This is a genomic window from Caballeronia insecticola (genome assembly GCF_000402035.1).
In the GTDB taxonomy this organism is placed as follows: Bacteria; Pseudomonadota; Gammaproteobacteria; order Burkholderiales; family Burkholderiaceae; genus Caballeronia; species Caballeronia insecticola.
This window is the reverse complement of sequence record NC_021288.1, coordinates 30634-43142: the sequence shown is the minus strand read 5'-3', so window position 1 is coordinate 43142 and position 12509 is coordinate 30634. Positions and strand designations below refer to the sequence as shown.

Here is a 12509-nt window from a genome sequence, read left to right as displayed (position 1 = left end):
ATCATGGCCAATTTGAAGAATCGTCCGCGTTTCGCGCTATCGGAACGGACGGACAACCAGATCACGCTCGCTTGCGCTGAAGGCCCGCGCATCGAACTATTCGTTCTCGCGGACGACATCATCCGCGTGCTGGTGTTGCCGCACGGCGAACTGCGCGGACCGCGCACGTGGGCGATCGCGCCCGGGCAGGAAGACGTGCCGCTCGAAGGACGCGAGCGCCATGACACGAGCGGCTTCGCGCCCGTGCCGTTCACGTGCGCGGAGCATGACGGTCACGTCGTGATCGAGACGTCGCAGATTCGCCTGAGCGTCGCGCTCGATGGCGGCTTCTGCTCGTGGGAGATTCGGCATGACGCAGGCTGGCGTCACGTGATGAACGATCGCAAGACGCAGGCCTACAACTTCGGCTGGTGGGACGAGCGCGTGTATCACTATGTCGAGCGCAAGCGCGACGAGATGTACGTCGGCCTCGGCGAGCGCGCCGGCTCGCTGGATCGCGCGAATCAAAGCTACGAGATGCGCAACGTCGATGCCATGGGCTACAGCGCCCGCACGACCGATCCGCTCTACAAGCACATTCCGTTTTACGTGACGTGGCAGCCGCACGCATCGACGGGCTTCGGTCTCTTCTACGACACGCTCGCCGACTGCCGTTTCGACATGGGCCGCGAGCTCGACAACTATCACGGGCACTACCGGCATTTCGTCGCGGAACACGGCGATCTCGACTATTACTTCATCGCGTCGCCGGAAACGCCGCTGCATGCCGTGCGCCGCTTCACGTGGCTGACGGGCCGCCCCGCGTGGATGCCGAAGTGGGGCCTCGGCTACTCCGGCTCAACGATGAGCTACACCGACGCCCCCGACGCGCAGCAGCGCATGGGCGAATTCATCGACCGATGCCGCGAGCACGACATCCTGTGCGACTCGTTCCATCTGTCGTCGGGCTATACGTCGATCGGCGGCAAACGCTACGTGTTCAACTGGAATCGCGACAAGTTTCCCGATATCGACGGCTTCGTCGCGAGCTATCTGCGCGACGGCGTGCGCCTGTGCCCGAACATCAAGCCGTGTCTGCTGCAGGATCATCCGATGTTCGACGACGTCGCCGACGCGGGCCTCCTGATCGAAACGCGTGACGGCGAGCCCGCGTGGGTGCAGTTCTGGGACGAAGTCGGCGCGTATCTCGACTTCACGAATCCGCAGACGATCGACTGGTGGAAGGCGCGCGTGAAGGACAGCCTGCTGCGTCACGGCATGGCCGCGACGTGGAACGACAACAACGAGTTCGAGATCTGGAGCCCGAACGCGATCGCGCGCGGCTTCGGCAACGCGTTCCCGGCACGCGAGGCGAAAGTCCTGCAAACGCAACTGATGATGCGCGCCTCGCGCGACGCGCAACGCGAACACGCGCCCGGCGTGCGGCCGTTTCTGGTGTCGCGTTCGGGTGGCGTGGGCATGCATCGCTATGTGCAGACGTGGTCCGGCGACAACGCCACGTCGTGGGAAACGCTGCGCTTCAATCTGAAGATGGGTCTGGGCCTCGCGATGTCGGGCGTATCGAACAGCGGTCACGATATCGGCGGATTCGCGGGTCCGGCGCCGGGTCCGGAGCTGCTCGCGCGATGGGTCGCGTTCGGCATTTTTCTGCCGCGCTTTTCCATCCATTCATGGAACGACGACGGCACCGTCAACGAACCGTGGATGTATCCCGAAACCACGCAGGTTATCGCGGACCTCATCAAGCTGCGTTACCGGCTGATTCCGTATCTGTACGAGCTGCTGTGGCAATCGCATCGCGCGTATGAACCCGTGTCGCGTCCGATGTTCGCCGAATTCCCCGACGATCCCCTCTGCCTCGCCGATGGCGACGACATGATGCTCGGCGCGTCGCTGCTCGTCGCGCCCGTGGTCGAGCCGGGGCAGCACACGCGCGAAGTCTGCTTGCCGGCGAGCGCGCGCTGGGCGTCGTACTGGAGCGGCGAAGTCTTCAACGGCGGCCAGCGCGTGAGCTTGCCCGCGCCGCACGATCGCCCCGTCATGCTGATACGCGAAGGCCACGTGATTCCGCTGAACATCGCGGAGCAGCACTTCGCGCGTCCCGCCGATGAACGCGCGTTCATCGCGTTGCCTTGTGCGGGCGTGGGCGTCGCGCAGGGCGAATGCATCGAAGACGACGGCGACAGCGAAAACTGGCGCAACGGCATGCAGGGACGCTGGCGCGTGGTCATCGAAAGCGATGTGCGGACGTTGCGCATTGCCGTCGAACGTCACGGCCGCATGCCGCGCGTGCAGAACGAGGTGCGCGTGAGCGTGCCCGCGTCGGACATGCGCAGCGTGATCTGCACGACGGGTGAATTGCTCGGCGAGCAGATCGTCGACGGCTGGCGTCATCTCACCGTGCGTCTTGCGGGCTGAATTACGCACTCGACCTAATCAACTTATATCGACAAATCGAAGTTCGAAGTTCGAAAGGAAACCAACAACAATGAAATCCTTGAATCGCGCCCAGACGCGCGTAGGCGTCCTCACGTCTTTTTCTGTTGCGGCTGCAACGTTTTGCGGCACCGCGTGGGCGCAAAGCAGCGTCACGCTATACGGCGTTGTCGATAACGCGTTCGCGTATGTCAGCAATCAGCGCGGGCATTCGAACGTTTATATGAGCCAGGGCAATTTGCAGGCGAGCAAGTTCGGCCTGCTCGGCGCAGAAGATCTCGGCGGCGGCACCAAGGCGATCTTTCGTCTCGAAAGCGGCTTCAATTCGCTGACGGGCGCGCAAAGCAGCGCGGGCGTCATGTTCAACCGGCAAGCCTATACGGGCCTGAGCAACGACCGCTACGGCACGATCACGCTCGGCCGGCAGTACACGCCCTACTTCAACATGGTCGGCTCGCTCGGGCCGACGGGCGTACTGACCGGCGCGACCGGCGCACACCCCGGCGACATCGACGCGCTCGACACCACGTTGCGCTTCAACAACTCGATCACGTATGCGTCGCCGGTCATCGCGGGTCTCGCGTTCAGCGCGCAGTACGGGCTGGGCGGCACGCCGGGCAGCATCAGAAGCGGCAGCCAGTTCAGCGCCGCGCTGCGCTACGACGCGAAACCGGTGGCGATCGCGGCGGGCTACGTCAAGCTGAAGGACATCCAGACGAGCCCCGCGCTCGGCACCTTCGCGATCAACTCGCCGGTCAACAACGGCTATGTGAGCGCAGAAAGCGCGCAACTGATCGCGGCAGCGGCGCGTTACACGTACAACGATCTGATGCTCGGCCTCAACTACTCGAACGTGCAGTACGCGCCGGGCGCACTCTCGCGCTTCGCCGACGAAGCCGTGTTCAACAGCTACGGCGCGATCGCTACATATCGGCTCACGCCGGCAGTGAATGTCGCGGCGGGATATAGCTACACGCGCGCGAGCAAGGCGAACGGCATCACCGATCCGGCGCAGTATCACCAGGTTTCATTCGAGGAAACGTATAGCCTCTCGACGCGCACCACGTTCTATGCGCTGCAGGCGTACCAGCGGGCGCGCGGCAAGTCGCTGGTTGCGCCGGGCAGCGCCGCGGGCGGTGGGTCGATTGCGAATGCGGTAGCGGTCGTCGGCGATTCGCAGAACACGTCGCCTTCGTCGGGACCGTCGCAGTTCGTCGCGATGGTGGGGATTCGGCACGCGTTTTAATCTGGCGCGCCGGGTGCCTTTAGCCTGCCGGTCTATCAGCGTTGCCTTTGTGCAGGCAATTCTTGTTCATGGCGTGTTCTGACGCATCATCTCACGCCCCTTAAAAAAACAATGGGTTGCTGTATATGATGCGTCTTGTTCATGTGCGTTCGCTGCGTATCGTGTTAAGAACTTGCCCAAGGGAAACGCCCAATGGCAAACCACGCAACATTCAAAATTGAGCAGGCGCTCGTGCAGCACCTTGACACGTCCATCGCACGGGTAGGCGCGTGCAATCGGCTATCGGGCTTCGTCGTCCGTGTGTCGGCAAGCGGCGCAATTACCCTCGCCTGCCGCTACCTTGATCCGACCGGTAAGGCGAAGCGCGTCACGGTTGGTCGCTGACCCGATAAAGAACCCTGCATCACGCGACGCGGCGAAGGCGCACGCCGCGCTTACCAACAAAAATGCATGACACGCTTGCTGTGTGCGTGGCCAAATTCGAGGGCTGCGCCGCCACATGGAAAAAGGTCGGCACGATGACGCTGAACGAATTTCTGACCGACCGTTACGACGACCATCTTCTAGCGCATGGCCGAAGCGGCACGCGCAACTCGGACAACGGAAACAATACGGCTCTCGGCTATTGCAGCTAAGAAGTCGAATTCAAATGGAGGTTCGTTAGCAGCTTACCGGGGCTTTGAAGCCGACTCACTCACCTAGGGAAGTGACCAAGTCCCTGCTATATGTGACTTGAGCCACATCGCAAGCCATGGCGATGATTTGCGCGATGGTCTGCTTGCTGTGGTTCGTCCCCATCCACCAACCAGAGTCCAACTTGATGGAGCATTCACTAACCAAGTCGGGCCGGGCGGGGTAGAGTTCACTGGGATTCCTAGCTAGATACCGGCGGGTTCTTCCGTGCTTCGGTAATCCTGCAAACCGCTCTCCGAATGACGCATCTGTCTCGATAAACAGGTCGAACACTTGCCGCAGCGTATCGATGGCATTGCGAGCCGGATGGAACTTTCCATGGAACATGAACCCGATCTGACCCTGATCCGCTGATGACGGACGCGGCGCGTAGACAGGGGTTGACCGTGCTATCTGAACACGGCTCGGCTCCTCGGCAGGCTTAGCGGACTGAATTGCCATTCGCGGGGACGACTGTATTTGTCGGGGAGCGAGGGGTGAAACGCGCACCAGCCTCTCTTTGAGGAATGCCGCAACGATGTCGGGGCTGGGCTTGAAGCCGCACAGGCTTTCAACTCGATCAGAGACGATCTCCAATAGCATCTCGTCGCCTTCGTCGATGATTTGATTCCACGCCTTCGGGAGGGTCGCATGCATCTGTCTGTCTTTAGACACGCTGCGGTAGTCGTCGCGTGCGGCTTGAATCGCGACTCCCGACGCTATCGCCGAATGCAACAGGTAGCGCTCCAATCGCTCGACGCACTCGCCGACGTCGCGGTCAACAATGTCAAGTTTGTAGACACGGCGCTCGCCGTAGTCGCCTTGCTCACCGGGTAGGAAGAAGTTCCATTCGCGTCCATCGGTCAGAATAGCCATGGGCACGCCGTCGTGGAAGGCATATTCAAACAGCTGCCGCTCAGCCCCGTCGCTCTGGCCGATCTGCTTCACCTCGATGAACGCGATGGGCCTCCCCACTGGATGGCACAGGGCGTAATCGACGCGTCGGCCGCTGAGGGAATATTCAGGCCACACCGCGTCTGTGTCGTAGGCTGGCCAGCCCAAGGAGTTAAGCAACCGCAGCACAATCCCCTGCGATACTGAGGCCTCGTTTGAGAAACGCCCCGCCTTGATGCCAGCACGTATCGCTTGGATGTCTTGTTCTATTCCCATGGGCGCTTCCGTCCAGTCTGTTTATATTTATTCTAACCGCAGCCGTTAGGGCCACACTCCACTCTCTACGCTGGTGTCAGTTTGCCACTTTACCAAGCAGGGAGTCTTTGGATTCGGGTGAGCCCAATGACCGAAGCAGGCGACAACACTCCGTCGCTCGGGCTACGGATCTCGGACTCGAACGCATTAAGATCATGCGGCTTTTCGACGCCTGACAAGTGTTCTACAAGGTGAATTAAATTGGCAAGCACGTTCAAGCAGCTAACGAAGACGGCTGCCGACAAAACGTGCACGGTCTGACGCGCCAGAACTTATGCCGTGCTGGTTCAGCACGAAATAGCTTCGGCACAGAGCTACGCGCCGCGGGTCTGAAAGGGAAACCATCGGTACGCGTGCGCATTGAGATGGCGGCTTTTGCGAAGAACTACGCCCAGACCTGATTGCCTGCGTCGGCCGCGAAGCCGGCTGGCGCTTACACCACTAAGAAAGCATCCACGTCCGCGCGAATTCATCGAATCGCGCGACCTCCTCGGCTTGCCACTGCAACGGCTTGCCGAGTTCCTCCGCCATGATTCTGGCGACTTCAGGCGCCGCCGCGCGTGCCGCGGCGGCGTCGAGAAACAGCGCGCGATTACGCCGCGCCAGCACGTCTTCCACACAGCGCGCAAGCTCGGCCCGAACCGCGAAGCGCGTCTGCGCTTCGGTCAAACCGCTTGCCTTCACCAGCACCTTGTCCGCGCCGGGCAGACGCCCGATACGCGCGGCATCGGAACCGTAATAGCCGTGCTGCTCCGCGGTCGCGCCATGCAGCGCCAGCGACGCCGTGCGGCACGGCGCATCCGGCAACAGACGCTTCTCAACCGCCAGATCGATGACCTGCTGCGCCATCAGGCGATACGTCGTCCACTTGCCGCCCGTCACGGTGATCATGCCCGTCGCATTCATTTCGATGGTGTGCTCGCGCGACAACGATTTCGTCGATGAATCGGCATCGCCCTTCACGAGCGGACGAAGACCGGCCCACACGCTGAGAACGTCGTCGCGCGTCGGCTTGACCGACAGATAATCGGACGCTGTCGCGAGAATGAAGTCGATGTCCTCGTCGCTCGCGCGCGGGTCGAGCGGCAAATCCTGACGCGGCGTATCCGTCGTGCCGACGATCGTATGACCATGCCACGGCACCATGAACAGCACGCGGCCGTCCTTGGTCTTGGGCACGAGAATCGCGTCGTTGCTTTGCAGGAAGCGGCCGGGCAGCGTCAGGTGCACGCCCTGACTCGGCGCCACGATCGGGCGCACGCCGGGCTCGGCCATCGCGCGGATCGAATCGACCCACACGCCCGTCGCGTTGACGAGGCAGCGCGCGCCAACGCTGAGCATATCGCCCGTTTCGACGTCCTCCACCGACAGCCGATGATGTCCCGCCGCACGATCGAAGCCAACGCCGCGCACGGCCGCATTGTTCAGCGCGACGCCGCCGAGATCGAACAGCGTGCGCATCAGCGCAATGGCGAGCCGCGCGTCGTCGAACTGGCCGTCGCGGTAGAGCGTGCCGCCGCGCAGCGCATGGCCGTTGAGGCTGTCGGCGAGCATCGGCGATTTCGCGCGCGTCTCCGCAAGGCTCAGGCTGCGGCTCGCGCCGAGATTGAGCGAGCCCGCGAGCCAGTCGTACATTTTCAGACCCGCGCCGTAGATGAACTTGTCGCCGAAGCGATACGCCGGCACCACGAAGCCGAGCGAGTGCACCAGATGCGGCGCGTTGCGCGCAAGCAGGCCGCGTTCGCGCAGCGCCTCGCGCACCAGCGGAATGTTGCCCTGCGCGAGATAGCGCACGCCGCCGTGCACGAGCTTGGTCGCCTTGCTCGACGTGCCCTTGGCGAAATCGCGCGCCTCCAGCAACAGCGTTCGATAACCGCGCGAGGCCGCATCGACGGCCGTGCCGAGGCCGCTCGCGCCGCCGCCGATCACGACGACATCGAAGACCGGCGTCCGGTCCAGTTCGCGCAGCAACGATGCGCGCTCGGAAGGAAGAGTGGTTTGCATGTCAGACCGTGACGCTGTTGGATTGAGCGGCGGACGCTTCGGGCGTTTCCCACGCGCGGGCGCGATCGATTGCGCGATGCCATCGTTCGAGATGCACTGCGCGTTCGTGCGCGGCCATCGCCGGTTCGAAACGCCGCGCGGCAGGCCAAGCCTGCGTGATTTCATCGAGACCGGACCAGAAGCTGGAACCGATGCCCGCGAGGCAGGCCGCGCCCAACGCGGTCGTCTCGGTGACGGGCGGGCGCACCACGGGCCGGTCGAGCAGATCGGCCTGAATCTGCATCAGCAAGTCGTTCTGCGACGCGCCGCCGTCCGCGCGCAGCTCGCTCACGGCGATGCCGGCGTCGGCTTCCATTGCATCGAGCACATCGACGGTCTGGAGCGCGATGGCTTCGAGCGCCGCCCGCGCGATATGCGCACGCGTGGTGCCGCGCGTCATGCCGAGCAGCGTGCCGCGTGCATACGGGTCCCAGTACGGCGCGCCGAGCCCGGCGAAAGCCGGCGCCAGCACGACGCCTTCGCTCGATGCGCATTGCGCCGCCAGCGTACCGATGTCCGCCGCGCTTTCGATGATGCCGAGGCCGTCGCGCAGCCATTGGACGATCGCGCCGCCCATGAAGACCGCGCCTTCCAGCGCGTATGACAGCTTGCCGTCGAGTTGCCAGCCGATGGTCGTCAGCAGCCGATGCTTCGATGCGACCGGCTGCGCGCCCGTGTTCATCAGCATGAACAGGCCGGTGCCGTAGGTATTTTTCACGAGGCCGGGCTCGATGCATCCCTGCCCGAAAGTCGCGGCCTGCTGGTCGCCAGCGACGCCCGTGATCGGAATGGCCGCGCCGAACAGCGCCTCATCCGTATGCGCGATGACCCCGCTCGACGGCGCCACTTCGGGCAGCACGGCGCGCGGAATGTCGAAGAGCGCGAGCAGTTCGTCGTCCCAGCGGCATGCGCGGATATCGAAGAGCGCGGTGCGCGCCGCGTTCGATACGTCCGTCACGTGGGCGCGGCGTCCGCTCAGATGCCATATGAGCCAGCTATCGACGGTGCCGAATGCCAGTTCACCGGCGCGCGCCCGCGCACGCAGACCGGGCGCGCTGTCGAGCAGCCACGCGAGCTTGGTCGCCGAGAAATACGGATCGATGCGCAGCCCCGTCTTGCGCTCGATCAGCGTCTGCGCGCCGCCGTCGATCAGCCGCGTGCAGTGCGGGGCCGTGCGCCGGTCCTGCCATACGATCGCGGGCCCGACAGGCGCGCCCGTTTTCCGGTCCCACAACAGCGTGGTTTCGCGCTGATTCGCGATGCCGATCGCCGCGATCTCCGCGCCTCGCGCGCCGGCCTTGAGCATGGCCTCGCACGCGACGTCGAGTTGCGATTGCCAGATATCGAGCGGATCGTGCTCGACCCAGCCGGGCTGCGGATAATGCTGCGCGAATTCCCGCTGCGCGCTGGCCGCAATGCCGCCCGAACGCGTGAAAAGGATCGCGCGGGAACTGGTCGTTCCCTGATCGAGCGCGAGAATAAAACGTTGCTGACTCATGCCGCCGACTCCATACGCCGGTGTTGGTTATATTCGCAAACGAACAATAATATTCGTTTTCAAACATCCTAACACCGGGCGCATTCGGGCGAAAGACGACGGCGAACGTCCCAAGTGCTGCATGCGCCTATATAAGACGGCTCCCGTTGGTGCGCGGCGCGTTTCGACGTACACTCGCCGCTCCGACTCTTTTCATTTTTTTGCGATTCTGCGCATTTCGATGACATCCGATCAAGCACTCAACGGCAGGCAGCGGGCGCTGCTCGACCGCGTCGCCCGAGACGGTTTCGCGACCATCGAAGATTTGGCCGCGCAGTTCGACGTTACGCCGCAGACCATCCGCCGCGACGTCAACTGGCTGTCCGAGCAGAATCTGCTGCGCCGCTATCACGGCGGCGCGAGCGCGCTGACGAGTTCGGAGAACACCGCGTACACCGCGCGCCAGCAGATGTATCTCGATGAAAAGCGCCGCATTGCGAAGCGCGTCGCGGCCGAGATTCCGAATCAGGCGACGCTCTTCATCAACCTCGGCACGACAACCGAGGAAGTCGCCCGCGCGCTGCGTCAGCACACGGGCTTGCGCGTCATCACGAACAATCTGAACGTGGCGAACATTCTCGCCGACGAGTCCGACGCCGAGTTGCTCGTCGCGGGCGGAACAGTGCGCGCGCGGGACAAGGGCGTCGTCGGCGAGCAGGCTGTCGATTTCATCCGCATGTTCAAGGTGGATTTCGGGATCATCGGCATTTCGAGCATCGAGGAAGACGGCACGCTGCGCGACTTCGATATCGCCGAGGTGCGCGTGGCGCAAGCGATCGTCGAGCAGTCGCGCACGGTGTTTCTCGTCGCCGATCACTCGAAGTTCGGCCGCGCCGCGCTCGTGAAGCTCGGGCATCTGAGCCAGATCGACGCGCTCTTCACCGATGCCCCGCCGCCCGACTGGATGGCCGAGAGTCTCGCCGCCGCCGATGTCGCCGTGCGCGTCGCCGACTGAAGTCAGGCCTAGCCAGGCCTAGCCAGACCGTTTAGCCGGGCGCGTCGGCAATCGGCGTGCCGTCCTTGTGGACGAAGCGGCCATCGGCGTTGGCGCTCATCATGTCGACGTCGGAGCAGGTCGTGAGGTCTTCATACACGCGGTTGCCGATCTCCAGATACACCGCAACTTGCTCAGACCGGTTGATCATGTGATGACCGTTGCCGGTTCCCTTCGCAAACGCGGCGCAGTCGCCGGCGCGCAGGATCGTTTCGCCTTCGTCCTCGATCAGCATGAGTTCGCCTTCCAGCACATAAACAAATTCGTCTTCGTGCGAATGCGAATGACGCTGGCTCGACCATCCGCCCGGCGGCAGATGCATGAGATTCACGCCGAAGCCAGTGAGACCGCCTGCATCGCCTAAACGCTGACGGATGCGGTCGGCGCACGGCGCATCGAACGGCGGCGGATAACCCGAGCCCTTTTTCTGCGGCACTCGGGCGATATCGATCTTCGGCATGACGCGTCTCCGTGGTCCTTCATGTATTCGCGATCAGCAACTCTTCGGCGTTGTTCGGCGGACGCAGACCATCGCTGCGATTCGCGAAGTAGCGCCGCGTCAGATCGGCGGCGGACACATGCTGCGCCTTCGCGAAGCCCGCGTCGCGCGCCAGCGCCTGAATCTCTTCCGGCGTGAAGAAGCTCACGAACGGCGTGCCGCTCGCACGCGCGCCCTTCTCGGCCATTTCGAGTCCCGGACGCACATCGGCTTCGGCGAGTTCGAGCGGGAACAGGAAGGTCATCGCGAAGGTCGAGCCGGGCGCGAAGGACGCGACTTCGCGCAGCGTCGCCGCGTTCGCTTCTTTCGTCAGATACATGCTGACGCCCGTCGAGACGACGATGGCCGGTTTGCCCGCATCGAATCCCGCCGACACGAGTTTCTCGCGCCACGACTCGCCCGCCTCGAAATCGACGGGCACGAAGCGCAGCCATTCCGGCACGCCATAGCCCAGTTCGATCAGACGCCGATGCTTCCATGCCTGCGGCGCGGGCGGATCGACTTCGAACACGGCGAGGCGCGACGCGATTTCCGGCCTGCGCTGCGCGAAGCTGTCGAGGCCCGCGCCGAGAATCACGTATTGCGTGACGCCGCGCTCCATCTGTTCGAGCACGAGATCTTCGATGAAGCGCGCCCGCGCAACGATCGATGCGCGAAACGGGCGCGTGAATTGCGGATTCATGTCGCCGCGCTCGCGCCAGTCGTCGCCGGGTGCGAGCAGCGCGAGTCCGATCCGGTCGTCCAGTACGTGCGGCGCGGCGTCGGCTTCGACATGCAAGGCGCGCCACATCGCGACGCGCGCGGCGGTGCTGTCGGGGGCTGCGTGTTGGTCGTCCGTCATGATTGCTTTGTCCTTTAATACGTGTGCTTGATACGCAAAGCATGTCGCAAACGAGGGCGGAAATGCAACCCGTCCGGCACTTGCCATCCGGCGCGCACTGCGTTGCAATCACGAGAACTTCATACAAGGACTTCAACATGGCGCCACGCGAGAACCGCTGGCTGACGATCGGCGGGCCAGTCGTGTTTCTGCTGCTCTGGTCTGCGGGATTTCCCATCGCCAAAACCGGCCTGCATTACGCGTCGCCGCTGAGCTTTCTGTCGATTCGCTTTGCGCTGAGCGTCGGCGTGCTCCTCGCGGTGTGCGCATTCAGGCGCCCGCAATGGCCGCGCGATGCGCGTGCGTGGCGTCATCTCATCGTCGTCGGTTTTCTCGTGCAGGTGATGTACTTCGGCCTCAGCTATCTCGCGATGACAGCGGGCATCGCCACTTCGGTGATCGCGCTGATCGTCTCGCTGCAGCCGATTCTCGTCGGCGTGTGCGCGCCCACGCTCGTCGGCGAACGAATCGGTGCACGACGCTGGATCGGCTTGCTGCTCGGTCTCGCGGGCGCGGCGGGCGTGATCCTCGCGCGCGGGCCGTTGCAGGTTTCGTCGCTCGGGCCGGTGCTGCTGTCGATCGGCGCGCTCATCGGCATTACGGGCGCGATGCTCTACGAAAAGCGCTTCGGCACCGCGCAGGATCCGCTCACGTCGAACCTCGTGCAATACAGCGTCGGCTTCGTGTTCTGTGCGCCGATGGCGCTGCTCTTCGAGCACATTCACGTGCAATGGACGCCCACGTTCATCGCGACGCTCGCGTATCTCGTGATCGGCAACTCGCTGATCGCGATCACGCTGCTGCTCGCGATGACGCGCGCCGGCCGGGTCTCGCAAGTGGCGTCGCTGTTTTTCTTCGTGCCGCCGGCGGCCGCCGTGATGTCGTATTTGCTTCTGGGCGAAGTCTTGCCCGTGCCCGCATGGTGGGCGATGGGCGTCGCCGTGTTAGGCGTTGCCATCGCGACGTGGAAGCCGCGCGCATAGCGTGAAATAC

General features: G+C 63.5%; 10 protein-coding genes. 5 read left to right on the top strand and 5 right to left on the bottom strand.

What is annotated here, in order from left to right:
* Nucleotides 1–3: 3 nt before the first annotated feature.
* The 3 genes from BRPE64_RS20920 (at nt 4) to BRPE64_RS20910 (ending at nt 4066) form a co-directional block, all read left to right on the top strand.
* On the top strand, nt 4–2418 hold the full coding sequence (locus tag BRPE64_RS20920; protein WP_016346836.1) for a glycoside hydrolase family 31 protein: 2415 nt from the start codon (nt 4–6) through the stop codon (nt 2416–2418).
* 70 nt (nt 2419–2488) lie between these two features.
* Nucleotides 2489–3682 carry a porin gene (locus BRPE64_RS20915; RefSeq protein WP_016346835.1) on the top strand — a complete coding sequence of 398 codons (1194 nt, stop codon included), beginning with the start codon at nt 2489–2491 and terminating at the stop codon, nt 3680–3682.
* Nucleotides 3683–3874: 192 nt separating this feature from the next.
* Nucleotides 3875–4066, top strand: coding sequence for a hypothetical protein (locus BRPE64_RS20910; RefSeq protein ID WP_044042822.1), 192 nt, complete (start codon nt 3875–3877; stop codon nt 4064–4066).
* 306 nt (nt 4067–4372) lie between these two features.
* Here the strand turns inward: BRPE64_RS20910 and BRPE64_RS20900 are convergent, their stop codons facing one another.
* The 3 genes from BRPE64_RS20900 to glpK all read right to left on the bottom strand — a co-directional run bounded on the left by BRPE64_RS20900 (nt 4373) and on the right by glpK (nt 9104).
* Nucleotides 4373–5524 carry a type I restriction endonuclease gene (locus BRPE64_RS20900; protein WP_016346833.1) on the bottom strand — a complete coding sequence of 384 codons (1152 nt, stop codon included), beginning with the start codon at nt 5522–5524 and terminating at the stop codon, nt 4373–4375.
* A gap of 480 nt (nt 5525–6004) precedes the next feature.
* Nucleotides 6005–7567 (bottom strand): glycerol-3-phosphate dehydrogenase/oxidase, encoded by a 1563-nt coding sequence (locus tag BRPE64_RS20895; protein ID WP_016346832.1) that lies wholly within the window; start codon nt 7565–7567, stop codon nt 6005–6007.
* Nucleotide 7568: 1 nt separating this feature from the next.
* The gene (glpK, locus tag BRPE64_RS20890; RefSeq protein WP_016346831.1) at nt 7569–9104 is read right to left on the bottom strand and encodes a glycerol kinase GlpK; all 1536 of its coding nucleotides are present in this window, start codon (nt 9102–9104) and stop codon (nt 7569–7571) included.
* Nucleotides 9105–9324: 220 nt separating this feature from the next.
* On the opposite strand from glpK, the gene BRPE64_RS20885 reads away from it, so the two are divergent.
* The gene (locus BRPE64_RS20885) at nt 9325–10098 is read left to right on the top strand and encodes a DeoR/GlpR family DNA-binding transcription regulator (protein ID WP_044042821.1); all 774 of its coding nucleotides are present in this window, start codon (nt 9325–9327) and stop codon (nt 10096–10098) included.
* A gap of 31 nt (nt 10099–10129) precedes the next feature.
* On the opposite strand, the gene BRPE64_RS20880 is transcribed toward BRPE64_RS20885, so the two are convergent.
* Nucleotides 10130–10597: a cupin domain-containing protein gene (locus BRPE64_RS20880; protein ID WP_016346829.1), complete on the bottom strand. Its 468-nt coding sequence runs from the start codon at nt 10595–10597 to the stop codon at nt 10130–10132.
* Nucleotides 10598–10616: 19 nt separating this feature from the next.
* Nucleotides 10617–11477, bottom strand: coding sequence for a class I SAM-dependent methyltransferase (locus BRPE64_RS20875; protein WP_016346828.1), 861 nt, complete (start codon nt 11475–11477; stop codon nt 10617–10619).
* A 137-nt stretch (nt 11478–11614) separates the two neighbouring features.
* Between BRPE64_RS20875 and BRPE64_RS20870 the strand changes: the two genes are divergently transcribed.
* The gene (locus BRPE64_RS20870; RefSeq protein WP_016346827.1) at nt 11615–12499 is read left to right on the top strand and encodes a DMT family transporter; all 885 of its coding nucleotides are present in this window, start codon (nt 11615–11617) and stop codon (nt 12497–12499) included.
* Nucleotides 12500–12509 lie beyond the last annotated feature (10 nt).

What these genes read in the sequence shown, in the direction of transcription:
- BRPE64_RS20920 (WP_016346836.1), top strand. Translation starts at nt 4, where the DNA reads ATGGCCAATTTGAAGAATCGTCCGCGTTTCGCGCTATCGGAACGGACG.
- BRPE64_RS20915 (WP_016346835.1), top strand. Translation starts at nt 2,489, where the DNA reads ATGAAATCCTTGAATCGCGCCCAGACGCGCGTAGGCGTCCTCACGTCT.
- BRPE64_RS20910 (WP_044042822.1), top strand. Translation starts at nt 3,875, where the DNA reads ATGGCAAACCACGCAACATTCAAAATTGAGCAGGCGCTCGTGCAGCAC.
- BRPE64_RS20900 (WP_016346833.1), bottom strand. Translation starts at nt 5,524, where the DNA reads ATGGGAATAGAACAAGACATCCAAGCGATACGTGCTGGCATCAAGGCG.
- BRPE64_RS20895 (WP_016346832.1), bottom strand. Translation starts at nt 7,567, where the DNA reads ATGCAAACCACTCTTCCTTCCGAGCGCGCATCGTTGCTGCGCGAACTG.
- glpK (WP_016346831.1), bottom strand. Translation starts at nt 9,104, where the DNA reads ATGAGTCAGCAACGTTTTATTCTCGCGCTCGATCAGGGAACGACCAGT.
- BRPE64_RS20885 (WP_044042821.1), top strand. Translation starts at nt 9,325, where the DNA reads ATGACATCCGATCAAGCACTCAACGGCAGGCAGCGGGCGCTGCTCGAC.
- BRPE64_RS20880 (WP_016346829.1), bottom strand. Translation starts at nt 10,597, where the DNA reads ATGCCGAAGATCGATATCGCCCGAGTGCCGCAGAAAAAGGGCTCGGGT.
- BRPE64_RS20875 (WP_016346828.1), bottom strand. Translation starts at nt 11,477, where the DNA reads ATGACGGACGACCAACACGCAGCCCCCGACAGCACCGCCGCGCGCGTC.
- BRPE64_RS20870 (WP_016346827.1), top strand. Translation starts at nt 11,615, where the DNA reads ATGGCGCCACGCGAGAACCGCTGGCTGACGATCGGCGGGCCAGTCGTG.